The 22167-nt window shown below is 65.4% G+C and carries 21 protein-coding genes and 1 tRNA gene; 14 read left to right on the forward strand and 8 right to left on the reverse strand.

Features of this window, described 5'->3' with window-relative positions; genetic code table 11:
- Positions 1 to 138 precede the first annotated feature (138 nt).
- Positions 139 to 552, forward strand: a complete 414-nt coding sequence (locus tag K5Q19_RS11720; protein ID WP_292945218.1) for a GFA family protein — start codon at positions 139 to 141, stop codon at positions 550 to 552.
- Positions 553 to 747: 195 nt separating this feature from the next.
- On the opposite strand, the gene K5Q19_RS11725 is transcribed toward K5Q19_RS11720, so the two are convergent.
- Positions 748 to 1488 (reverse strand): glutathione S-transferase family protein, encoded by a 741-nt coding sequence (locus K5Q19_RS11725; RefSeq protein WP_292945221.1) that lies wholly within the window; start codon positions 1486 to 1488, stop codon positions 748 to 750.
- 81 nt (positions 1489 to 1569) lie between these two features.
- On the opposite strand from K5Q19_RS11725, the gene K5Q19_RS11730 reads away from it, so the two are divergent.
- Both K5Q19_RS11730 and K5Q19_RS11735 read left to right on the forward strand, forming a co-directional pair.
- Entirely contained in the window at positions 1570 to 1995 is a 426-nt protein-coding gene (locus tag K5Q19_RS11730) for a GFA family protein (protein WP_292945224.1), read from the forward strand.
- A 63-nt stretch (positions 1996 to 2058) separates the two neighbouring features.
- Positions 2059 to 3240, forward strand: a complete 1182-nt coding sequence (locus K5Q19_RS11735; RefSeq protein WP_292945227.1) for a VWA domain-containing protein — start codon at positions 2059 to 2061, stop codon at positions 3238 to 3240.
- Between the two features lie 91 nt (positions 3241 to 3331).
- On the opposite strand, the gene K5Q19_RS11740 is transcribed toward K5Q19_RS11735, so the two are convergent.
- Both K5Q19_RS11740 and serB read right to left on the reverse strand, forming a co-directional pair.
- Positions 3332 to 4156, reverse strand: coding sequence for a Coq4 family protein (locus tag K5Q19_RS11740; RefSeq protein ID WP_292945230.1), 825 nt, complete (start codon positions 4154 to 4156; stop codon positions 3332 to 3334).
- 60 nt (positions 4157 to 4216) lie between these two features.
- A complete protein-coding gene (gene serB, locus K5Q19_RS11745) occupies positions 4217 to 5113 on the reverse strand; it encodes a phosphoserine phosphatase SerB (RefSeq protein WP_292945233.1) in 897 nt (298 codons plus the stop codon).
- Here serB and miaA point away from each other — a divergent pair.
- The 6 genes from miaA (at position 5106) to K5Q19_RS11775 (ending at position 10943) form a co-directional block, all read left to right on the forward strand.
- Positions 5106 to 6065: a tRNA (adenosine(37)-N6)-dimethylallyltransferase MiaA gene (gene miaA / locus K5Q19_RS11750; RefSeq protein WP_292945236.1), complete on the forward strand. Its 960-nt coding sequence runs from the start codon at positions 5106 to 5108 to the stop codon at positions 6063 to 6065. The two genes, serB and miaA, sit on opposite strands and share 8 nt — an antisense overlap.
- Before the next feature lie 257 nt (positions 6066 to 6322).
- A complete protein-coding gene (gene ilvB / locus K5Q19_RS11755; protein WP_292945238.1) occupies positions 6323 to 8071 on the forward strand; it encodes a biosynthetic-type acetolactate synthase large subunit in 1749 nt (582 codons plus the stop codon).
- Positions 8072 to 8212: 141 nt separating this feature from the next.
- A complete protein-coding gene (gene ilvN / locus K5Q19_RS11760; RefSeq protein ID WP_292945241.1) occupies positions 8213 to 8734 on the forward strand; it encodes an acetolactate synthase small subunit in 522 nt (173 codons plus the stop codon).
- A gap of 39 nt (positions 8735 to 8773) precedes the next feature.
- Positions 8774 to 9793: a ketol-acid reductoisomerase gene (ilvC, locus tag K5Q19_RS11765; protein ID WP_292945243.1), complete on the forward strand. Its 1020-nt coding sequence runs from the start codon at positions 8774 to 8776 to the stop codon at positions 9791 to 9793.
- A 132-nt stretch (positions 9794 to 9925) separates the two neighbouring features.
- Positions 9926 to 10219, forward strand: coding sequence for an I78 family peptidase inhibitor (locus K5Q19_RS11770; protein WP_292945245.1), 294 nt, complete (start codon positions 9926 to 9928; stop codon positions 10217 to 10219).
- 70 nt (positions 10220 to 10289) lie between these two features.
- Positions 10290 to 10943, forward strand: a complete 654-nt coding sequence (locus K5Q19_RS11775; RefSeq protein ID WP_292945248.1) for a YceI family protein — start codon at positions 10290 to 10292, stop codon at positions 10941 to 10943.
- Positions 10944 to 10991: 48 nt separating this feature from the next.
- On the opposite strand, the gene K5Q19_RS11780 is transcribed toward K5Q19_RS11775, so the two are convergent.
- Complete coding sequence (locus K5Q19_RS11780; protein ID WP_292945251.1) at positions 10992 to 12131, reverse strand: epoxide hydrolase family protein; 1140 nt, start codon at positions 12129 to 12131, stop codon at positions 10992 to 10994.
- Positions 12132 to 12327: 196 nt separating this feature from the next.
- Between K5Q19_RS11780 and leuA the strand changes: the two genes are divergently transcribed.
- From leuA to K5Q19_RS11795, 3 genes are all read left to right on the forward strand, one after another.
- Positions 12328 to 13998 (forward strand): 2-isopropylmalate synthase, encoded by a 1671-nt coding sequence (gene leuA, locus K5Q19_RS11785; RefSeq protein ID WP_292945254.1) that lies wholly within the window; start codon positions 12328 to 12330, stop codon positions 13996 to 13998.
- Positions 13999 to 14547: 549 nt separating this feature from the next.
- Positions 14548 to 15594, forward strand: a complete 1047-nt coding sequence (locus K5Q19_RS11790) for an amidohydrolase family protein (RefSeq protein WP_292945257.1) — start codon at positions 14548 to 14550, stop codon at positions 15592 to 15594.
- An 87-nt stretch (positions 15595 to 15681) separates the two neighbouring features.
- Positions 15682 to 16662 (forward strand): nitronate monooxygenase family protein, encoded by a 981-nt coding sequence (locus tag K5Q19_RS11795; RefSeq protein ID WP_292945259.1) that lies wholly within the window; start codon positions 15682 to 15684, stop codon positions 16660 to 16662.
- Between the two features lie 3 nt (positions 16663 to 16665).
- Here K5Q19_RS11795 and K5Q19_RS11800 read toward each other — a convergent pair whose 3' ends face one another.
- From K5Q19_RS11800 to K5Q19_RS11815, 4 genes are all read right to left on the reverse strand, one after another.
- Entirely contained in the window at positions 16666 to 17235 is a 570-nt protein-coding gene (locus tag K5Q19_RS11800) for an AHH domain-containing protein (RefSeq protein WP_365759361.1), read from the reverse strand.
- 79 nt (positions 17236 to 17314) lie between these two features.
- Complete coding sequence (locus K5Q19_RS11805) at positions 17315 to 18052, reverse strand: hypothetical protein (protein WP_292945264.1); 738 nt, start codon at positions 18050 to 18052, stop codon at positions 17315 to 17317.
- A 110-nt stretch (positions 18053 to 18162) separates the two neighbouring features.
- On the reverse strand, positions 18163 to 18660 hold the full coding sequence (locus K5Q19_RS11810) for an NAD(P)H-dependent oxidoreductase (RefSeq protein ID WP_292945266.1): 498 nt from the start codon (positions 18658 to 18660) through the stop codon (positions 18163 to 18165).
- The gene (locus tag K5Q19_RS11815; RefSeq protein ID WP_292945268.1) at positions 18650 to 19936 is read right to left on the reverse strand and encodes a hypothetical protein; all 1287 of its coding nucleotides are present in this window, start codon (positions 19934 to 19936) and stop codon (positions 18650 to 18652) included. The genes K5Q19_RS11810 and K5Q19_RS11815 overlap by 11 nt, the downstream gene beginning before the upstream one ends.
- Before the next feature lie 219 nt (positions 19937 to 20155).
- On the opposite strand from K5Q19_RS11815, the gene recJ reads away from it, so the two are divergent.
- Entirely contained in the window at positions 20156 to 21931 is a 1776-nt protein-coding gene (recJ, locus tag K5Q19_RS11820) for a single-stranded-DNA-specific exonuclease RecJ (RefSeq protein WP_292945270.1), read from the forward strand.
- A gap of 103 nt (positions 21932 to 22034) precedes the next feature.
- Positions 22035 to 22109, forward strand: a tRNA-Glu gene (locus K5Q19_RS11825).
- The last annotated feature ends 58 nt before the right edge of the window (positions 22110 to 22167 follow it).

The raw sequence follows: 22167 nt of genomic DNA on the forward strand, positions 1-22167 counted from the left end.
TCTAACTACCATTCCCCCCACCCGGTTGTTGTCGTGCTATTTCGACACACGGGGCACCGGGCTGGGTTACGCTATTTCGCTCGACACGAACGGGGTTTGGGTGTTCATTCAGGGCATCTGCGGAAGGAGCTTACCCACATGACCCACCCCGGCGGATGCCTCTGCGGCGCGGTGCGCTTTACCATCAGCGCCGATCCGCTGGGCGCGCGTATGTGCTGGTGCCGGGATTGCCAGCGCATCGCCAGCGGTTCGGCCACGGTCAATGTGCTGTTCCCGGAAGAGGCGGTTGCAATCACCGGCGATCTTGGCCTGTTCACGATGATCGCGGACAGCGGCAACACCGTTGAGCGCGGCTTCTGCAAGGTCTGCGGCAGCCAGATCTACAGCCGCACCGTCACCCCCAAGGGCCTGCCGATGCGGGTGCGCGCCGGTACGCTGGACGATCCCGAACTCTGCGCGCCCACCGCCGCAATCTGGACGGAAAGCGCGCCGAGCTGGGCGCCGATCCCCGATCACTTCGCCCGGCACCCCAAGGGCCCGCCGCCGGTCTGAGGCGCTTCCCTAGCCAAAAAACCCGTCACCCTGAACTCGGTTCAGGGTCCATCTTGCCGCAAGCGCTGCACTCTCGGAGAATTGTCAGCCTCACCGCAAGATTCTCTCACCGCATGCCTCGGCGTGAACCGAGAGATGGACCCTGAACCAAGTTCAGGGTGACGATGTAGGACAAGACTGTTCAAACCCGCGCAGTCACTCCCGCGGGCCCAGCTTTTCCAGCTCCACCTCGGCAAACATCGCCTTCACCGCCGGGCGCGCGCCCACCTGCTCGATCCAGCGCAACAGCCCCGGAGTCGCCTCCTTGTTGACCAGCTCGGAAAAGCCGAACTGCATCCCGTTGGCGATGGCGAAGTTGCAGATATCCGCCAGCGTGTATTGCCCAGGCACCAGCCACTCATGCTCGCGCAAGTGCGCGTCAAGCCGCTCCACGGAATAGGCGATCTTGCGCATTTCCTCGTCGAGCAGGTCCTGCGGAAAGCCCTCGCGCGCGCGGCGCCATTTCACCTGCTGCTCGACAACCGGGATGGCTTTGACCTTCTCCTCGAACTCTTCGTCCGAGAGGCCCTTCACCATGTTGCCGACATAGCGGTGCCAGCCGATTGTCGAGACGCACCAGCAGAAGTATTCATCCACCCACTTGGTCCAGACCCGCATCGCCGCCTTGCCGGCCGATGTCGCAGGCCGCAGCGAAACCTCGGTCGGGTACTCGTCCTCCAGATACTCACAGATCACCGTGCTTTCGGTGATCACGTGGTCGCCATCGACCAGAGCAGGCACTTGCCCACGCGGGTTGATCGCCTTGAACCAGTCGGTATGGTGCTCGAACTTGGCGGGGTCGAGCCGGTTCTTCTCGAATTCCAGCCCCTTCTCATAAAGCGTGAGCAGCGGCTTCATCGAGTTGGCGGCGGGGCCGAAACTGTAGAGCTTGAGCATGGTTATGGGTGTCCTCTCCGGTTGCCCGCAGCCTACAAATTGTATGGTACACTAACAATCCCAAATGTGAGGGAGACGCTGATGGCCTACACCGGATCCTGCGCCTGCGGAGCGGTCACCGCCCGGATCGCGGCGGACGCCCCCGTCGCGGTGCGCCAGTGCTGGTGCCGCCAGTGCCAGCAGATGGCCGGCGGCGCGCACAGCACCAATGCCATGTTCCGCACCGAGGACGTGACGATCACCGGCACGCTCGGCACCCATGCCTACACGGCCGCCAGCGGCAACACGCTGACCCACTCGTACTGCCCCGCCTGCGGCACCCCGGTCATGGCGCAAGTCTCCGCCCGCCCCCAGTTCCGCACCCTGCGCGTGGGCTTCATCAACCCGCCGCACGATCTCGCCCCGCAAATGGTGATCTGGACCGACGACGCCCCCGCCTGGGCCATGTTCCCCGATGGCATCGAACGCCACGCGCGGCAGCCTCCCCCGCCGCCAGCCAAATCCTAAAGCTTGCTCCCGTGCAGCATTCCCCTTAATCATCCGGTTAAGACGCGAGCGAGGCCCGACCCCATGTTCTTCAACTTCATCGACGAGCTGCGCGCAGCGGGCATCAAGGCCAGCTTCAAGGAGCATCTCACCCTGCTCGAAGCGCTCGACAAGGACGTGATCGAGCAGACGCCCGAGGCGTTCTACTACCTCTCCCGCGCCACGTTCGTGAAGGACGAGGGCCTGCTCGACCGCTTCGATCAGGTCTTCAACAAGGTCTTCAAGGGCCTCCTCACCGACTACGGCCAGCGCCCGGTCGACATTCCGGAAGACTGGCTCAAGCTGGTCGCCGAGAAGTTCCTCACCGAAGAGGAAATGGAAAAGATCAAGGCGCTCGGCTCTTGGGACGAGATAATGGAGACGCTCAAGAAGCGGCTCGAGGAGCAGAAAGAACGCCACGAGGGCGGCAGCAAGTGGATCGGCACCGGCGGCACCAGCCCGTTCGGCCACGGCGGCTACAACCCCGAAGGCGTGCGTATCGGCGGCGAGGGCAAGCACGGCCGCGCGATCAAGGTCTGGGAAAAGCGCGAGTTCGCCAATCTCGACAACACCAAGGAACTCGGCACCCGCAACATCAAGATCGCGCTCAGGCGCCTGCGCCGTTTCGCGCGCGAGGGCCATGCCGACGAGCTTGATCTGCCCGGCACGATCGAAGGCACCGCCAAGCAGGGCTGGCTCGATATCCGCATGCGGCCCGAACGGCGCAACGCGGTCAAGCTGCTGCTGTTCCTCGATGTCGGCGGCTCGATGGACCCGTTCATCAAACTGGTGGAAGAGCTGTTCAGCGCCGCCACCGCCGAGTTCAAGAACATGGAGTTCTTCTATTTCCACAACTGCCTCTACGAAGGCGTGTGGAAAGACAACAAGCGCCGCTGGTCCGAGCGGACGAACACTTGGGATATCCTCCACAAGTACGGCCACGACTACAAGATCGTGTTCGTCGGCGATGCGGCGATGAGCCCCTACGAGATCAGCCACCCCGGCGGCTCGGTCGAGCACTTCAACGAGGAAGCCGGCGCCGTCTGGCTCCACCGCGTCGCGCAGACCTATCCCGCCACCGTGTGGCTCAATCCCGTGCCCGAAAAGCAGTGGAACTATTCGCAGTCGACCAAGATGATCAAGGATCTCGTCGGCGGCTCGATGTTCCCGCTGACGCTGGAAGGCCTGGACGGCGCGATGCGCGAGCTGACGCGCAAGAAGCACTGAACCAAAACCCTCCGACCTGCTTCCGGCAGGCCACCTCCCCATTTTCCCCTGACCATGTCGAAGGGGCAAATGGGGAGATCGGAGGGGTCCGTCAGGCCGCCTTCTTGCCCAACAGATCGTAGGGATCGACCCCCATCGACTGCCACACCGCATGCGCCGCGCGGTAGTGCATCGCGGGCGTGATGTTCAGGCGGCGGCGCACTTCCTGCAGCGGCAGCGGCAAGAGTTCGGTGATCGACTGCTCGACCAGCCGCGGGCAAGCCTTGCCCAGCCCTTGTGCCTCGCGGATCGCGCGCAGCACCGGGGCGCTGCTCTTGACCTGCTTGCCAATGTTGAGCCCCGCCATATAGCCGATGAACAGGTGCGCCGGCGAAGGCTGCTGGCTGTAGGTGAAGGCCAGCACGCAGGCCTCGCCCAGCGCATCGCGGCCATAGCCGGTGAGAACATGAAGCATATCATGCACATCACGCATGCGGTTCATGTACCACTGGAACTGGTCGTTGTACTTGGGCTTGTCCTTGGCGAAGCGCTGGAACTCCTCGACGAGGCCCGCAGCCGTCAGCCCCTCGCGCTCCATGAAGTCGCAATAGGCATGCGCCAGCGAGCCTTCCGGCATGCGGCGCAGCGCTGCGTGGTCATCAAGGATCGTCGGCAGATCGGGCTCCTTCACCCGGATGTCCATGCCGCGCTCGGACGTCAGGAACCGCTCGCCCGCCGAGCGCAGATTGCGCCAGGGCAGCGCCTCGAAGATGTAGAACACCTCCTCGGTATTCTCCTTGTCCTTCAGCAGCTCACGGAAATGGTGCAGCGCCTTGGCCGGACGCAGGCGCAGCTGCGGGCGGCGCTCGTCGAACAGCGGCAGCTGCAGGAAATCGCGTGACGTATCGGCTTCGAAACGGGCAGTCAGAGCGTTCACGAGGGGGGACTCCGCAGAATCAGGTTCTGCTGCACTACTAACACCAGTGTTAATATCGCGTCAAGCCGCTACCCAGTTCTCGCGCGCAATGCCGTAAAGCGAGAGGATCGCGGTCAGATCGCCCCGCTCGATCCACCCGTCTGCCGCCGCGCGCGCCTTGGGCTTGGCGCGATAGGCAATGCCATGGGTTGCCGCTTCCAGCATCGGAATGTCGTTCGCACCGTCGCCGGTCGCGAGGGAGCCAGCCCCCTCGCCCAGCCGCGCCGCCTCGTCCAGCAGCACCTGGCGCTTGACCGAACTGTCAACAATCCCGCCGACCACCTCGCCCGTCAGCGCACCGCCGTGGACGCCAAGGCGATTGGCCACGACATGCTCAAAGCCCAGCATCTGCGCCACCGGATCGGCAAAAGCGTGGAAGCCCCCCGTCACCAGCACCGTCCGCGCGCCGTGCGCCTTCAGCGTCGCCACAAGCGTGCGCGCACCATCCATCGGGCGGATGCGCTCCTCAAGGCACTGCGCAATCGCGCCTTCGGAAAGGTCCTTGAGCAGCCCCACGCGTTCGCGCAAGGCAGCCTCGAAATCGAGCTCGCCCCGCATCGCCCGTTCGGTGATCGCCGCGATGCGCTCCTTGAGCCCGGCAAAGTCCGCCAGTTCATCGATGCATTCCTGCCCGATCATCGTCGAGTCCATGTCGGAGACGAACAGCCGCGGCACTTCGATCGCCTCACGCGAGAGAAGGAGGTCAGAGCTCGGGAAGCACTGGTCGAGGATCCGCCGCACCGCGCCTACGTCAGGCGCCTTGGCTTCCTCGATCAGCTCCATCTCGAGCACGTCATCGACCTCGGCAAGCATGCCTGCGCCGGCCACTTCCCAGCCCGCGTCCTCGATCTGCTCCATGGCGAGCGCAAGATTGTCACCAAGCGTCTCGGGCTCTGCTATCAGCCGTGCGATGAGCACCGATCATTCCCCTAACAAGGCAGCGGAACTGCCGCCGCTCGCGCTCATTGCAGGGCCGACGGCGAGCGGCAAGAGCGATCTCGCCGTGCGCACCGCGCTCGCCGCCGAGGCCGCCGGCAGGAGGGCCGTCGTCATCAATGCCGACAGCGCGCAAGTCTACGCCGATCTCGCCGTGCTCAGCGCCCGCCCCACTGCGGATGAAATGCGGGGCGTGCCCCACCGCCTGTTCGGCGCCTGGGATGGGGCCGAGGCTTGCTCCGCTGCCGACTGGGCCGCCGCCGCGCGCGCCGAAATCGCCGCCGCGCACGCAGCCGGTGCGCTCCCCATCCTCGTCGGCGGCACTGGGCTCTACATCCGCACTCTCCTCGATGGCATCGCGCCGGTCCCCGCCATTGATCCCGCAGTCCGCGCCGAGGTCCGCGCGCTCCCGGTTGCCGAAGCCTATGCCGCCCTGCAGCGCGAAGACCCGGAACGCGCAGCGGTCCTTGGCTCCAATGATGCCGCCCGCGTGGCCCGCGCGCTCGAGGTGATCCGCTCCACCGGCCGCCCCCTCGCCGAGTGGCAGGAGGAGCGCACCGGCGGCATCGGCCACGCCATACGCCTGCGCCCCCTTGTCCTCATGCCCGAGCGCGCGTGGCTTTATGAACGCTGTGACCGGCGTTTCGCCCAGATGTGGCAGAGCGGCGCGGTCCCGGAAGTCGAAGCGCTCCTTGCCCGCAAACTTGATCCCGATCTCCCGGTCATGCGCGCCATCGGCGTCCCTGAAGTTACTGATTTCCTTGCCGGACGTTGCACCGAAGTCGAAGCCGTCGCGGCGGGAAGTCAGGCCACACGCCGCTATGCCAAGCGGCAGTACACCTGGCTGAGGCACCAGCCGCCGCCCGCCTGGCCGCGCATCACGTTGCAAAATTCTCCTCCAGACACGCTGATTGAAGCATTATTACGCGTTTAGGGGTTGACGCAGCATTTTATGTCGCTTACCACAGACTCACCGCCGGGTTTGGATTCCAGTCCCTCCCGCGGCATGCCTGGCCCGGTGCAGTCTGCCTCTGCCCCGGGCCGCATTTTTTTTGAGGGGTTCGCGGAAATTGGCCCGCGTTCCGGCAGATTTTGGTTTGAACAGCGCGGCAGCGCGGCTAACGCGCCCGCTTCGCAGCGGCATCCGGGGCAAGACCCACAAGGGTTCACCGGGCCGGAAAGGAACGACACGTGAAGAACGAGCGCAGCGGCGCGGAAATCCTGGTCGAAAGCCTGATCGCCAGAGGAGTCGAATGCGTATTCGGCTATCCCGGCGGTGCCGTGCTGCCGATCTACGATGCCTTGTTCGGTGACGAGCGGATCCGCCACATCCTCGTCCGCCACGAAGCCGGTGCCGCCCATGCGGCCGAAGGCTATGCGCGCGCCACCGGCAAGCCCGGCGTCGTGCTCGTCACCTCGGGCCCCGGCGCGACCAATGCCGTCACCGGCATTGCCGATGCCTTCATGGATTCGATCCCGCTGGTCGTCATCACCGGCCAGGTCCCCACTGCGCTGATCGGGTCCGACGCGTTCCAGGAATGCGATACCGTCGGCATCACGCGCCACTGCACCAAGCACAACTATCTCGTGAAGGACCCCGATCAGCTGGGCGAGATCGTCGAGGAAGCCTTTCGCATCGCCACCGAGGGCCGCCCCGGCCCCGTCGTGATCGACATTCCCAAGGACGTCCAGATCGGCCTCGCCCCGTGGACCGGCAAGCCCGCCCGTACTCGCACGCGCTACAACCCGCAGCTCGAAGGCTCGCGTGAGGATATCGCGCAGGCCGTGCAGATGATCGCCGCCGCGCAGGCCCCGATCTTCTATACCGGCGGCGGCGTGATCAATTCGGGTCCCGAGGCGGCCGCCCTGCTGCGCGAACTGCAGGCCCTCACCGGCGCGCCCGTCACTTCCACGCTCATGGGCCTCGGCGCGTTCCCGGCGGAGCATCCGGCGTGGCTCGGCATGCTGGGCATGCACGGCACCTATGAAGCCAACATGGCGATGAACCGCGCCGATCTCATCGTCGCCATCGGCGCCCGCTTCGACGACCGCGTGACGGGCCGGCTCGATGCCTTTTCGCCCAATTCCAAGCGCATCCACATCGATATCGACCGCGCCTCGATCAACAAGACCGTGCGCGCCGATCTCCCCATCGTCGGCGATTGCGCGAAGGTGCTGCAGCAGCTCATCGCAGGCTGGAACCAGATGAAGTGCGAGGCGGGTGACCTCACTGAATGGTTCGCCCGCATCGACGGCTGGCGCGCGCGCAAGAGCCTCGCCTACCCGCACCGCAAGGAAGCCATCATGCCGCAATATGCGGTCGAGCGGCTTTACGAGCTGACCCGCAAGTACGATCCGATCATCACGACCGAAGTCGGCCAGCACCAGATGTGGGCGGCGCAGTACTTCCACTTCTCGGGCCCCAACAAGTGGCTCACCTCGGGCGGCCTCGGCACGATGGGCTATGGCCTGCCCGCCGCGATCGGCGCGCAAGTCGGCTTCCCCGATGCGCTCGTTATCGACATTGCGGGCGATGCCTCGATCCAGATGAACATCCAGGAGCTCGGCACCGCCACGCAGTACCGCCTGCCGGTGAAGGTCTTCGTGCTCAACAACGAATGGATGGGCATGGTCCGCCAGTGGCAGGAACTGACCTACGAAAGCCGCTATTCGAACTCGTACTCAGACAGCCTCCCCGATTTCGTGAAGCTCGCCGAAGCCTACGGCTGGAAGGGCATCCGCATCGAGAACGAGAGCGAGCTCGATGCCGGTATCCAGGCGATGATCGACCATCCCGGCCCGGTCTTCGTCGATTGCCTCGTCGCCAAGGAAGTGAACTGCTTCCCGATGATTCCCTCGGGCGCCGCGCACACCGACATGATCCTCTATGGCGACAGCGTTGCCGGCACGATGGACGATGCCGCCAAGGCGCTGGTGTGATGGCAAACGCAGCGCTTCGCATAAATAGGGACAGTCCCCATTTATTTGGGAGCGGTCTATCCGCCCAAAGCCACTGTTTTGAAGGAAATAAATGGGGACTGTCCCTATTTATGCCCAACGCTGGCCCAGGAATGATGAGCCATGAACGCTGAAACCATGATTGCCGCCGCCGAGCGCCACGTCCTCACCATCACCGTCGATAACGAGGCGGGCATTCTCGCCAAGATCGCCGGCCTCTTCACCGCGCGCGGCTACAATATCGACAGCCTGACTGTGGCCGACATCACCGACGGCCACGATGTCAGCCGCATCACCATCGTCACCCACGGCCCGCCCGAAGTGATCGACCAGATCCGCGCGCAGCTCGAACGCCTCGTGCCCGTCCACAAGGTCGTCGATCTTACCGAGGTCGGCCCCTACGTCGAGCGCGAGCTGGCGCTGATCAAGGTCGCCGGCAAGGGCGAGAACCGAGTCGAGGCGCTGCGCCTTGCCGATGTGTTTCGCGCCAAGGTGGTCGACACCACCACCGGCAGCTTCGTCTTCGAACTGACCGGCGCGCCGGAAAAGATCGACAGCTTTGTCAGCCTGATGAAGGAGCTCGGCCTCGTCGAGGTTGGCCGCACCGGCATCGTCGGCATGATCCGCGGCGCTGAGGCCGCCTGATACCCTTTCTTTTTAACGACATAGAGAACGGAACTGAGAATGAAGGTCTATTACGACGCCGATTGCGATCTGAACCTCATCACGGACAAGAAGATCGCCGTGCTCGGCTATGGCTCGCAGGGCCACGCCCATGCCCAGAACCTGCGTGACAGCGGCGTCAAGGACGTCGCCATCGCGCTGCGTGCTGGTTCTGCCACCGCGAAGAAGGCCGAAGCCGCCGGCTTCAAGGTCCTCTCGAACGCCGAAGCCGCTTCGTGGGCCGACATTCTCATGATCCTCGCGCCCGACGAGCATCAGGCCGCGATCTACGCCGAGGACATCCACGCCAACCTGAAGCCGGGCGCCGCGCTTGCTTTCGCCCACGGCCTCAACGTCCACTTCGGCCTGATCGAGCCGCGCGCCGATATCGACGTGATCATGATCGCGCCCAAGGGCCCTGGCCACACCGTCCGCAGTGAATACGTGCGCGGCGGCGGCGTCCCCTGCCTTATCGCCGTGGCGCAGGATGCGACCGGCAATGCGCATGACGTCGCGCTCGCCTATGCCTCGGGCGTCGGCGGCGGCCGTTCGGGCATCATCGAGACGAACTTCAAGGAAGAGTGCGAGACCGACCTGTTCGGCGAGCAGGCCGTGCTCTGCGGCGGCATCACCCACCTCATCCAGGCCGGGTTCGAAACGCTGGTCGAGGCTGGCTACGCCCCCGAGATGGCCTATTTCGAGTGCCTGCACGAAACCAAGCTGATCGTCGACCTGCTCTATGAAGGCGGCATCGCCAACATGCGCTACTCGATCTCGAACACCGCCGAATACGGCGACATCACGACAGGTCCGCGCATCATCACCGATGAGACCAAGGCCGAAATGAAGCGCGTGCTGGCGGATATCCAGTCGGGCCGCTTCGTGAAGTCCTTCGTGCTCGACAACCGCGCCGGCCAGCCCGAACTGAAGGCCGCCCGCAAGGCCGCTGCGGCGCACCCGATCGAGAAGACCGGTGCCCAGCTGCGCGCGATGATGCCGTGGATCGGCGCCAACAAGCTGGTCGACAAGTCGAAGAACTGATCCGATGGTCGAGGGGCGGGCCTCACCCGGCCCGCCCCTCGACGAACAACATACGACAACCGCCGACCGGCAGTTGTGGATTTACCACAGACCCGATACCTCCAATCTCGAAGTATCGGGGAATTCACAGAAATGACGTTCCGGTTTGGCGCGGCGGCGCTCGTATTTCTGCCGCTGTGCGCCGCATCAGCCCAGCCAGTCCGGGCTGAACCCGTTGCCCCCGATAGCTGCGGCCTCGCTCTCACCGCCCGCTTCATCGGCGCGCGCGCTGTTGCGGCAGTGCGCAGCGCGGTGGGCCAGATTGCCCGCCCTCATCCCGTCCGCTGGATCGCCCCCGGCCAGGCCATCACGCTCGATCACAATCCCGAGCGCCTCAATGTCATCCTGGACGAGAAGGGGCGCATAGCTGTGATGCGCTGCGGTTGATCGACAGCCGCTTGCCATCCGGCGGCCTGCTGTGGCAGCCCCTCCGGCATCCTCGCAACGGAGACCGTCGATGATCCGCTTCCCCCGCGCCGCCAAGATCGCCCTGCCCCTCGCCCTCATCGCGCTGGCCGCGCCCTCGCTCTCGCAAATGCCCAGCACGCCTCCGGGCACGCCCGACAAGTCGCGCGTCACCGCCGGCAACTACACCGTCGATGCCACCCATTCGATGATCGCGTGGCGCGTCAACCACCTCGGTTTCAACGATTATTTCGGCATGTTCGGCCAGCTTGGCGGATCGATGACGTTCGATCCGGCCAATCCCGCCGCCACGAAGCTCGCTGCGACGATCCCCGTCTCCAAGGTCGTCACCGTCGACGCCGGGCTTACCGCGCACCTCCTCAAGCCCGGCGCTGATGGCGCAAAGCCCGATTTCTTCGGGCCCAATGCGGCTGACGCGGTGTTCGTCTCGACCAAGGTCATCCCCGGTGCCGACGGCGTGAGCGCCAAGGTCGAAGGCAACCTCACCCTCAATGGCGTCACCAAGCCCGCCACCTTCACCGCGAAGTTCATCGGCGCGGGCACCAACTTCTTCAACAAGGCCGCCACCATCGGCTTCCACGGCGAATCGACGATCAAGCGCAGCGAATTTGGCCTCGGCTTCTTCGCCCCGCTCGTGGCGGACGAAGTGAAGCTCGACATCACCATCGCCTTCGAGAAGAAGTAAGCGCCCGGCAGGCCCCTCCCCCGCTCGGGGGAGGCTGGGTGGGGGCGACTACCGCATCAGCGCAAAAGCAGCCCGCAGCTCTCCCACGAAGCTCGCGGGCTGCTCCCATGCGGCAAAGTGCCCGCCCTTGGCCATTTCGCCCCAGTGGACGATGTTCGGGCAATGCCGCTCCATCCATGACCGCGGCGTGGGCAGGATTTCCTTGGGAAACGCGCTCACCGCCACGGGCAGCGTGATCGTCTCGATCCCGCCGTCGCCAAAGCTCTCCCAATAGAGCCGCGCCGAAGAGGCGCCCGCCGCCGGCAGCCAGTAGAGCATGATGTTGTCGAGCATCGCGTCCCGGCTCAGCGCGCTTTCGGGCATCCCGTCGTTGTCGGTCCATGCCCACATTTTCTCGTAGATCCAGCCCGCCAGCCCCACCGGCGAATCGACCAGTGAATACCCGATGGTCTGCGGCCGGGTGGATTGCTCCTTGGAATAGCCCGAATCCCAATCCTGATAATGCTTGAGCGCGCCGAGCGCCCTGAGCTCGTCGGCTGAAGGATTGGCGAGATCCTCGGGGCGCGGGCGGGCCATCGGCATGTTCAGGTGGATGCCGGCGCAGCCCTGCGGCGCCTGCATGCCGATATGCGTCGTCACGATCGAGCCCCAGTCGCCCCCTTGCGCAAACCACCGCGCATAGCCCAGCCGCGCCATCAGCACGCCCCAGGCCCGCGCGATCCTTTCAACGCCCCAGCCGTGCTTCTCCGGCTTGCCCGAAAGCCCGAAGCCCGGCAGGCACGGGATCACGAGATGGAAGGCATCCGCCGCGCTGCCGCCATGGGCCTCGGGATCGGTGAGCGCATCGATCACGCCGCGAAACTCGAGGATCGAGCCCGGCCAGCCATGCGTGAGGATCAGCGGCGAGGCATGTTCATGGTTCGATTTCACATGCAGAAACCGGATCGCCACCCCATCAATGGTCGTGGTGAACAGCCCCATCCCGTTCAGCCAGTCCTCGCAGCGCCGCCAATCATACTCGTGCCGCCAATAGTGCACGAAGTCCTGCAAGGCCGCCAGCGGCACGCCTTGCGTCCAGTCATCAACCGCCTCGCGTTCCGGCCAGCGCGCCATGTCCAGCCGTGCATGCAGATCATCCAGCGCCGCCTGCGGCACCCGGTACTCAAACGGCTCAACGGTTTCGGACATTGGCTCTCTCCCTTTGCTTTCATTCTGGACAAGCGCAGCGCGTTTCACCATAGGCTAATGCGATGATCCGCGCTCTGGACCTTACCCTGCGACTTATCCGCCCTTGGGCGTGAAGCAAGGCGGCCGCCCGGCGCGCCTTTAGCGCCCAAGGGTCACCTGCCACAAAGTCGCAACTTCCAGATCCGAAAGCCATTCCATGTCCATGCTGAAGAATCCCTCGGTCAAGTACCGCCCCTTCCCGCAGGTTCCGCTGGAAAACCGCCAGTGGCCGAGCCGCACGATCACCAAGGCCCCGCGCTGGCTCTCCACCGATATGCGCGATGGCAACCAGTCGCTGATCGATCCGATGGATGCGGACAAGAAGTCGCGCTTCTTCGATCTGCTGCTCAGCCTCGGCCTCAAGGAAATCGAAGTCGGCTTCCCCAGCGCGGGCGCCACCGAGTATGATTTCATCCGCGGCCTCGTCGACAGCGGGCGCATTCCGGACGATGTCTTCGTCCAGATCCTCACCCAGTCGCGCGAGGATCTGATCAAGACCTCGTTCGAAAGCCTCGCCGGCGCCAGGCAGGCCATCGTCCACGTCTACAACGCGGTCTCGCCGCTGTGGCGCAAGGTCGTGTTCGGCATGGAACCCGCCGAAATCAAGGAAATCGCCCGCGCCGGCGCCACGTACCTGCGCGATCAGGCGGCCCGCTTCCCGCAGACGGACTGGCACTTCGAGTATAGCCCCGAAACCTTCTCCACCGCCGAACTCGATTTCTCGATCGAGTGCTGCGAGGCGGTGATGGACGTGCTCCAGCCGACAACCGACAAGCCGATCATCCTCAACCTCCCCGCGACGGTCGAGGCCTCGACGGCGAACATTTACGCCGACCAGATCGAATACTTCTGTCGCAACCTGCCCGGCCGCGACCGCGCGGTGATCAGCCTGCACACCCACAACGACCGCGGCACCGGCGTCGCTGCTGCCGAGCTTGGCCTGATGGCCGGCGCGGACCGCGTCGAGGGCTGCCTGTTCGGCAACGGCGAGCGCACCGGCAACTGCTGCCTCGTCACCGTCGCGCTCAACATGTACACGCAGGGCGTCGATCCCGGCCTCGATTTCTCGGATATCGACAAGGTCATCCAGACGGTCGAGTACTGCAACCAGCTCCCCGTCCACCCGCGCCACCCCTATGGCGGCGAACTCGTGTTCACCGCCTTCTCCGGCAGCCATCAGGACGCGATCAAGAAGGGCTTCGCCGCGCGCGAGACCCAGAACGACGAGCTCTGGGCCGTCCCCTACCTGCCCATCGACCCCGCCGATCTCGGCCGCAGCTACGAAGCGGTGATCCGCGTCAACTCGCAAAGCGGCAAGGGCGGCTTTGCCTGGGTGCTCGAACAGGATCAGGGCCTCAAACTCCCCAAGAAGATGCAGGCGCACTTCTCGCGCCACGTGCAGGAACTCGCCGACGAACTGGGGCGCGAACTGCATGCCGGCGATATCTGGGCCGTGTTCCAGAAGACCTACCACCTCGAAGGCGAGCAGCGCTTCACCCTCGTCGACTACGAGGAAGCCCGCGCGCCTGATGGCACCCGCGTCTTCGCCGGCAAGATCGCGGTCGACGGCGAAGTCCGCTCGGTCTCCGGCCGCGGCAACGGCCTGATTTCCTCGGTCGTCGCCACCCTCCGCGACGGCTTTGGCATCAGCATCGACGTGCGCGACTACGCCGAACACGCCCTGCAAGCCGGCAGCGACGCCCGCGCCGCCGCCTACGTCGAATGCACCGGCCCCGATGGCAAGGTCATCTGGGGCGTCGGCATCGACGAAGACGTTGCCACCGCTAGCGTCCGCGCGATCCTGAGCGCGGCGAACGCGGCGGGGTGACCCTCAAGCCCCTCCCCATTTTCGTCGCAGACGCAAATGGGGAGGTGGCCCGCCGAAGGCGGGTCGGAGGGATAAAAACCTTTCCGTCATCCAAATCGCTTTCCTACACAGCTCTGGAGCGAGCATAGTTGGCAGCGCTCTTTGAACCGTCGTTTTGCTTAATCTCCCGGCCCCTTCTTCCACTCTTCGAGCCGGGAGGCCGATCCCGCCTGCGCGCCAAGTTCATAACAGACACGCGCGTCAGTTATTCTGGCAGCCTGCTGGACGCCTTTTTCCCAATTTTTTCATAAAATCAGTATTTTGGAAGCCAAACCTCTGGACGATCCAAATTCCCTCTGGACAGTGTCAACTGTGTCAACCCCTCCCGCTCCCAGACCCCACCTTCGTCATTCCCGCGCAGGCGGGAATCCAGAGCCGCCAACGCAGCGTCTGCTGCGCTGGATTCCCGCCTTCGCGGGAATGATGAGGGAGTAGGCCCCCTTCCCTTTCCCACCCCAACCTGCATACTCCTCCCGCGCGCCCGCTAGAGGCCGACCAAAAGAGAGAGCCATGTCTGAAGAGATCATCGAACCCGATCTGCCGATCATCGACCCGCACCACCACCTCTGGGATCTGCGCCCGCTGGTCGCCTCGTTCCCCCAGCCGCTGCATCCCTTCGTCGAGACGCTGGTTCCGGCGGCCTATTACACCTTCGACACGCTCCACGCCGATACGCACAGCGGGCACAACGTGGTCGGCACCGTGTTCATGGAATGCGGCGCGTTTTACAGGAACGGCGCCGAGCACGCGCTGAAGCCGGTCGGTGAAGTCGAGTTCGTCAACGGCGTCGCCGCACAGGGCGCCAGCGGGCTCTACGGCGCCTACCGCCCCTGCGCCGCGATCATCGGCCATGCCGACATGACCCTCGGCGACGGCGCGGTGCCCGTCCTCGAAGCCTTGATTGCCGCAGGAAATGGCCGCTTCAAGGGCATCCGCCATCAGGCCGCATGGGATGCCGATCCCGAAGTACTCGGCCCCCCGTTCCACGCGCCCGCCGGTCTCTATACCAGCGACGCCTTCCGCGCCGGCTTCAAGCACCTTGGCGCGATGGGCCTCACTTTCGATGCATGGCTGCTCGAACCGCAGCTTCCCGACGTCATCAGCCTCGCCCGCGCCTTCCCCGATCAGCCCATCGTGCTCGATCACTGCGGCACCCCGCTCGGTACCGCGAGCTACAAGGGCAAGCTCCACGAGCGCTTCGACGTGTGGCGCGAAAATATCCGCGAGCTGGCGAAGTGCCCCAACGTCTCGGTCAAGCTGGGCGGCCTCGCCATGGCCTTCTGCGGCATGCCCGAACAGGGCCCCGCCGCCGGGATCGGGTCCGAAACGCTCGCCGCCATGTGGCGCCCCTATATCGAGACCTGCATCGACGCCTTCGGGCCAGAGCGCGGGATGTTCGAAAGCAACTACCCGGTCGACCGCTGGGGCGCGACCTATGCCGTCCTGTGGAACACCTTCAAGCGCCTCGCCCACGGCGCTTCGCCGGAAGAGAAGCACGCGCTCTTCGCGGGCAATGCGGCGCGGGTCTACGGCATTGAGCAACTGCTCGCGGCCTAACCTTAAAGGGAGCGGCGCTGTGGTTTGACAGCGCCGCTTCTCCTGCTAAAGCCGATTTAACCGCCCGCTTAAACCGGAGCCTTCAGGATGCCGCTTCCCCCGCTGTTCAAGAACCTGCGCCTCCCCGTCATCGGTTCGCCGCTGTTCATCATTTCCGGCCCCGAACTCGTCATCGCGCAGTGCAAGGCGGGCATCGTCGGCAGCTTCCCAAGCCTGAATGCGCGTCCGATCAGCCAGCTCGACGAGTGGCTGCACGAAATCACCGAGACGCTCGCCGCGCACAACCGCGATCATCCGGAAAGCCCGGCCGCGCCCTTCGCGGTCAACCAGATCGTGCACAAGACCAACAACCGCCTCGATGAGGACATGGCGCTCTGCGAAAAGTGGCAGGTGCCCATGCTGATCACCTCGCTCGGCGCGCGCGAGGATATCAACGAGGCCGCGCACCGCTGGGGCGGCATCGTGCTGCATGACGTGATCAACGATCGCTTCGCCCGCAAGGCGATCGAAAAGGGCGCAGACGGCCTGATCCCCGTCGCCGCCGGCGCGGGCGGCCATGCCGGTGCGCTCTCGCCCTTCGCGCTGATGCAGGAAATCCGCCAGTGGTTCGATGGCCTCGTGGCGCTTTCGGGCGCCATCGCGCATGGCCGCTCGATCCTCGCCGCCCAAGCCCTCGGTGCCGACTTTGCCTATATCGGCTCGGCCTGGATCGCCACGGCCGAAGCCCGCGCGGCGGAGGGCTACAAGCAGGAGATCGTCGAAAGCCGCGCGCAGGATATCGTCTATTCGAACCTCTTCACCGGCGTTCACGGCAACTATCTGCGCGGCTCGATCGTCAAGGCCGGGCTTGATCCCGATAACCTGCCGGTCAGCGACCCCTCCAAGATGAACTTCGGCTCGGGCGGCAACACCGAAGCCAAGGCGTGGAAGGACATCTGGGGTTCGGGCCAGGGCATCGGCGCGGTCGACAAAGTCGAGACCGTGGCCGAGCGTGTCGCCAAGCTCACCGCGCAGTACCGCGAGGCCGCCGCCAGTCTCACGGCAGACAGCGCGCCTTTCCGGGGCTGACACCTAAAGCCTGCTCTCCGTCGCTTCCCACAGCATCTCGGCCATGCGGTCGAGGTGGCTGTAATCGAGGGCGGGGTCATGCTTGTTGAGCACGATTTCCTCGCCCTTGGGCGGGCTCAGCAGGCGGCGGCGCAATGCTCTTTGCAGAAGATCGAGCCGCATCAGCGCCTCCATCCCCGCCAGTTCGGGATCGTAGCGCCGCGTGCGGCTCCACCCCAGTTCGATCTGGCCGACCCGTTCGGTAACCATCTCCGAATAGGTTCCATGCGGCCCGCGATGTAAAGGCAGGCCGATCCGCTGCGCGCCGCTCTCGGTTGCCGGCAGCAACAACCCATTGGCGCGAAAGTCGTGGAAGCCGATGCGCTCCGGCGTAAGCGCGCCGATCATCCGATTGAATGCCCGGCGATGGAGCAGCGCCCGGGGCAGCAGGTGATGGCGCTGCAAACCGGGCGTATATCCGGCTTTGCCCGGTACATTCACCGAGCGGAAGGGGATCCGTCCCCGGGCCAAGTGTCCAGCAGGAGCCATGCCGCAATGTTCGCGCAGGCAACTTAATGCCGCGCTTGTAAGCATGCTTCAATTTCTGCTTGCAACACTGCTTTAATTGCCGCGAGCAACTATCGTTTAGTTGCCGCTTGTAAGCGTGCTTTACCTAGCGCGGTTCCACATTAAGCCTGTTCTGGCCGTCCGGTTCGATCCAGACAGCCCCCACGCCGGTGAGTACCACTTCGCGCGCGGTCTCCACCCGTCCATGCGTCACCAGCCAATCGGTGAGGCGAACCGCAATGCGGCTGTGCTCCCGGTTCGGCCCGCCGCTGCGTGCGTGGAGCGTGAATTCCTGCCCTGTCAGGAAACCAAGCCCCTCACTTTCGATCCCGCTCTGGCTGCGTGCCAGCGCCGTAAGGGCAAGCGCCGGAAACGGCCCGTCGGCAAGCCAGACACCGACCGCCTCGGCAAACCAGGCGGGCGACATCACGATCCGGGCCGGCCGCCAGACAATCGCCTGCAAGCCGGGCAACTGGGTCAACTGGCGCAAGATGGCCGCCGCGACCCGCAGGACCGGCAGAAGGTGTTCCGCCCCTGCGAGGTGCGGCCCCACCATGAACCAGGCCGCCTCCAGCGTATGGATATTGAAATCATTGGACAAAGCCACACGGTGCACCGCATTGGGCACTTCCCGCGCGGGCGCAGGGGCGAGCCCGGCGAGGTCGAATGTCAGCCCGTCTCGCAGCAGCTCAGCTTCGCCCTGCGGTGCCTCGCTGGCATTGAGAAGCGAGAAGCCCTCCGGCCCGGCAGCAAGGGTGGCGACAGCATCTGCAGCCGGCCGATCATCCCGACCGAACAGCAGCGCGGCAAGAGGCTCACGCCCTGCGGCACGCTCGATTACCACCAGTTATGCTCCCTCACTCTGGTATCAGCAGAGACACCAATGTTAGGCAATCGTCGAGTCCCGTCCGGCCAAACCGGCACGGAATCGGATAGTTCGGCCGCACCTGCACCCTAGAACAGCCCCATCGCGAGTCCGGCCGCGAAAGACTGTCCCAAATCGTGGCATTCTTGCAGCGCTGCCGGTGGCACTGTCTTGGGTGCGAGAATGGCCTCCGGCGTCTGGGCTTCGAGGTTGACGATCAGCCCTTCGGCGATTCGGCGCAGTCGCCAGCCAGTGACAATCCGCTCGATCTGGCGTTCGGCACCCGTTCCATCGGATCCGGCAGCAATCGCAGTGGCAAAGGGGCGGCCTTCGATCCGCCCCAGCATCGGGTAGTAGCATCGATCGAAGAATTCCTTCATCGCCCCGCTCATTGTGCCAAGATTCTCAGGGCAGATGAAGAGATAGCCCCGCGCCGTGAACAGCGCGTCGGGGGTGGCTTCATCGGCTTGCAGCGAACGCGCATCGCCCTCACCTGCTGCTCCCCGCAGCGCAGCCTCGGCCATCGCGCGGGCGCCGCCGGTGCGGCTGTGCCAGATGATCAGCAGCATAGCCGGTTCAGCAGCCATCTCCGTTGCCGCCGGCACCGCTCACTGCGCCGCCCAGCGCGCCGCCGATCAGCCCGCCAAGCCCGCCAAGCCCGCGCTTCTTGGGCTTGGGCTGGCATTGCTGCTGCTGCCGCTGGTTGCGACCATTCTCTGCGCCAGCCTCCTCCATCCCCGGCATGCCAAGCAGGAAGCCGGTCATCGAGCGGTGGCGGACGGCAGCCGTCCATTCCGGCTTCCACGGCGTCTTGGGATTGGCCGGCCGCGGCGGATAGACGAAGCTCTCCTCCGGCCCATAGGCATAGAGCGAGACCATCTGGAAATCAGGCGCCGCAGCCTTGACCTCGGCGGGCACGATGCAAGTCGTCGTGGCAGGGGCCAGCACTGTCCTGCTCGTCACGAGCCGCGCCACGGTTGCGGGCGAAAGCCAGTCCGAGAGCCCGCCGCCGAACTCGCGGGTCATGCTCGAAGACCACCACACCATGTCGCGCATGTCACTGCCCCGATCCATCTTCCCGCCCATCAGCGAGGCGTGATAACCCGTCGCTTCGGGGAGAGCATTCCAGCGCAACAGGGTCGCCCCGCTCGGCATGCCCGCGCTCGAGGTCCTGAGCGCGCCCATGAAATCCTTCGTCAGCGTGAAGGTCATCTCGGGCGAGTAGTTGCCCGCCACCTTGTGCGCGCCGATCAGCGAGCTGTCCGTCCTGACCGAGGTCTTGCCTTCGTCGTTGGGCCACGAACCATAGGTCTTGCTGCTCGAATAGGAGACCCGCCGCTCCATCGGTACGCTGCTAGACCAGAGGCCCGGTGGCATCTGCCCCGCGGCGATCTTGGCAAAGTCGATCACCACCGGCTGCCCGGCGGGGGCATGCTCGCCGCAGCCCCAGAAGATCAGGATGCGCCCCTTGGGCCGCTGGAAGTCGCGCTTCTCGGCTGGTTCTTCGGGGCCAACCGGTCCCTTCACCGGCGTCTTGAGCGGCACCGAAAGGCCAAGCTTGGCGCCGGCAGGCATGAAGTGATCGGCCTTGGGCGGACCGCCGGCCGGAACCCTGCTCGAACCCAGATCGAGCCACAGTTCGTGCTGCGGCGCATTGCGATTGCCACCGCCGAAAGCCATGCCCATCGCCGCGCCCATGCCGCCGCCCCGCATACCTCCCATCCCGCCCATGATGCCCGACATGGTGCCGGCGCGCATTTCATAGCGGGCAACGGGTGCGGACGTCTGCGCCATGCCGAAGCCGACGAGCACGGCACTTGCGCTCCCTGCGGCAACGATCAGACGGATGCTGTTCCTGGTCATCGGCTCAAACCCCTCTCGCAAGAGCGGCGCCTTTGCCCCTCTCTGCCTGTTCGTATCGCGCGACCGGATTTCTCTTTTGCGGGATGCGACCATATCCGTGGGCCTCCTGTCAATCGCGCTGCGACAGGGCGATGATCCGGCACACAGGTATGCAGGCGAGTGTGGGCAGGATTTGCCCCACCCTTCCCCGCGCCGCCGCGATGGTTTAGCGCCTTGGGCATGATCCCGGTCACTGCCATCACCCATTCGCTGTCCGGCCTCGCCTGGCGCTGGCGCGGCGGCAATATGGACCTTACCGGCGGCGGCCTCGGCCAGCTCGACAGCCTCGTCGATCAGCTGCTCATGGCGCGCGGCGTGGAACGCCATGATCTGGAGCGCCACCGCCGCCCGACCTTGCGCGATTTCCTGCCCGACCCTTCAATCTTCAACGACATGGATGCGGCGGCGAAGCGGCTGGCCCACGCGATTGCGAAGGGCGAAGCGATTGCCGTCTACGGCGATTACGACGTCGATGGAGCCACCAGCGCGGCGCTGCTGATCCGTTTCCTCGCCAGCCTCGGCGTGCCAGCCCGGCCCTATATCCCCGACCGCCTGCTCGAAGGCTACGGCCCATCGGCAGAGGGTCTGGTCAAGCTTGCGCGTGAAGGCGCGCAGCTGATTGTCACGGTCGATTGCGGGGCCATGGCCTACGAGGCGCTTTCGGCCGCCCGCGCCGAAGGCGTCGATGTGATCGTCGTCGATCACCACAAGTGCAACCCGGAGCTTCCCTCCGCCACCGCGCTCGTCAATCCCAACCGGCTCGACGAAAGCGACGAGGCCGCCAGCCATGGCCACATGGCCGCAGTGGGTGTCGCTTTCCTCCTCGCCGTCGCCACGCTCAGGGAGCTGCGCACACGCGGCGTCGTCGGCGCTTCGGCGGCGCCCGATCTCATGGGCCTGCTTGATCTCGTCGCGCTCGGCACGGTGGCCGATGTCGCGCAGATCCGCGGTGTGAACCGGGCCTTCGTGGCGCAGGGTCTCAAGATCATGGCGCGCCGGGCGAATATCGGCCTTGCCGCGCTGATTGACGCCAGCCGCCTCACCCGCGCGCCCACGTGCAGCGATCTCGGCTTCGCGCTCGGCCCGCGCATCAATGCAGCCGGGCGTGTCGGCGATTCGAGCCTCGGCGTGCGGCTGCTGACCACGTCCGATCCGGAGGAGGCCCGCACCATCGCCGCGCGGCTTTCACAGCTCAACGACGAGCGCCGGGCCATCGAACAGGCGGTGCAGGAAGCCGCCGAGGCGCAAGTCCAATCGCAGCACAACCGCAGCGTCGTGGTCGTCCACGGCGCGGGCTGGCATCCGGGCGTGATCGGCATTGTTGCCGGGCGGATCAAGGAAAAGACCGGCCGGCCGGCACTGGTCATCGCCGAAGACGGTGATGCGGAAGGCAACGGCAAGGGCTCGGGCCGCTCGATCCCGGGCGTTGATCTGGGGGCGGCGATCATTGCGGCGCGGGCGGCAGGGCTGCTCATCGCGGGCGGCGGACATGCCATGGCCTGCGGGCTGACGGTGGCACCGGGCGGGACCGAACGTCTCGCCGACTGGCTTGACGAGCGCCTCGCCCGCGATGTCGCGGCGGCGCGGCAAAGCCAGTCGCTGCTGCTCGATCTCAGCCTCGCGCCCGGCGGGCTGACCCCCGATCTGGTCGAGCGGCTCGAGGCGGCAGGCCCCTTCGGCATGGGCTGGCCCGGCCCGCGCGTGGCGGTGGGGCCGGTGCGCCTGATCAAGTGCGATATCGTCGGCGCCGATCACGTGCGCATGATTGCGGGCGGGCCGGATGGCCGATCCTTCAAGGCCATGGCCTTCCGCGCGGGCGAGACCGAGATGGGCCAGGCCCTGCTCCACGGCGCGCGCGGCCGCCAGTTCTGGCTCGCGGGCCGTGCGAAGATCGATGATTGGGGCAGCCGTCCCGCCGCTGAACTTCATGTCGAAGATGCGGCATTTGCAGACTGATGGCTTCCCCTTGGGACAGGCCTTTCCGCACCCGCAGTCAGGGGGTTGACCTGACCCGCTTCTCGCCCTAGTTGCGCGGTCCTGCCACGCAGCTCAAGCCCGTGGCCCCTTCGTCTAGCGGTCAGGACGCGGCCCTTTCACGGCTGAAACACGGGTTCGATTCCCGTAGGGGTCACCAGCTTGGAAACCGGGCACCCAGCCTGTTCAAGGGGGTGCCGGGCAGAAACGGAACAGCC

It is taken from the genome of Novosphingobium sp. (genome assembly GCF_019748365.1).
GTDB lineage: Bacteria > Pseudomonadota > Alphaproteobacteria > Sphingomonadales > Sphingomonadaceae > Novosphingobium.

What these genes read in the sequence shown, in the direction of transcription:
- K5Q19_RS11770 (WP_292945245.1), top strand. Translation starts at nt 9,926, where the DNA reads ATGACGTTCCGGTTTGGCGCGGCGGCGCTCGTATTTCTGCCGCTGTGC.
- ilvN (WP_292945241.1), top strand. Translation starts at nt 8,213, where the DNA reads ATGAACGCTGAAACCATGATTGCCGCCGCCGAGCGCCACGTCCTCACC.
- K5Q19_RS11775 (WP_292945248.1), top strand. Translation starts at nt 10,290, where the DNA reads ATGATCCGCTTCCCCCGCGCCGCCAAGATCGCCCTGCCCCTCGCCCTC.
- K5Q19_RS11780 (WP_292945251.1), bottom strand. Translation starts at nt 12,131, where the DNA reads ATGTCCGAAACCGTTGAGCCGTTTGAGTACCGGGTGCCGCAGGCGGCG.
- K5Q19_RS11720 (WP_292945218.1), top strand. Translation starts at nt 139, where the DNA reads ATGACCCACCCCGGCGGATGCCTCTGCGGCGCGGTGCGCTTTACCATC.
- K5Q19_RS11735 (WP_292945227.1), top strand. Translation starts at nt 2,059, where the DNA reads ATGTTCTTCAACTTCATCGACGAGCTGCGCGCAGCGGGCATCAAGGCC.
- miaA (WP_292945236.1), top strand. Translation starts at nt 5,106, where the DNA reads ATGAGCACCGATCATTCCCCTAACAAGGCAGCGGAACTGCCGCCGCTC.
- K5Q19_RS11730 (WP_292945224.1), top strand. Translation starts at nt 1,570, where the DNA reads ATGGCCTACACCGGATCCTGCGCCTGCGGAGCGGTCACCGCCCGGATC.
- K5Q19_RS11815 (WP_292945268.1), bottom strand. Translation starts at nt 19,936, where the DNA reads ATGACCAGGAACAGCATCCGTCTGATCGTTGCCGCAGGGAGCGCAAGT.
- K5Q19_RS11790 (WP_292945257.1), top strand. Translation starts at nt 14,548, where the DNA reads ATGTCTGAAGAGATCATCGAACCCGATCTGCCGATCATCGACCCGCAC.
- K5Q19_RS11800 (WP_365759361.1), bottom strand. Translation starts at nt 17,235, where the DNA reads ATGCTTACAAGCGCGGCATTAAGTTGCCTGCGCGAACATTGCGGCATG.
- recJ (WP_292945270.1), top strand. Translation starts at nt 20,156, where the DNA reads ATGATCCCGGTCACTGCCATCACCCATTCGCTGTCCGGCCTCGCCTGG.
- ilvC (WP_292945243.1), top strand. Translation starts at nt 8,774, where the DNA reads ATGAAGGTCTATTACGACGCCGATTGCGATCTGAACCTCATCACGGAC.
- K5Q19_RS11795 (WP_292945259.1), top strand. Translation starts at nt 15,682, where the DNA reads ATGCCGCTTCCCCCGCTGTTCAAGAACCTGCGCCTCCCCGTCATCGGT.
- K5Q19_RS11810 (WP_292945266.1), bottom strand. Translation starts at nt 18,660, where the DNA reads ATGGCTGCTGAACCGGCTATGCTGCTGATCATCTGGCACAGCCGCACC.
- K5Q19_RS11725 (WP_292945221.1), bottom strand. Translation starts at nt 1,488, where the DNA reads ATGCTCAAGCTCTACAGTTTCGGCCCCGCCGCCAACTCGATGAAGCCG.
- leuA (WP_292945254.1), top strand. Translation starts at nt 12,328, where the DNA reads ATGTCCATGCTGAAGAATCCCTCGGTCAAGTACCGCCCCTTCCCGCAG.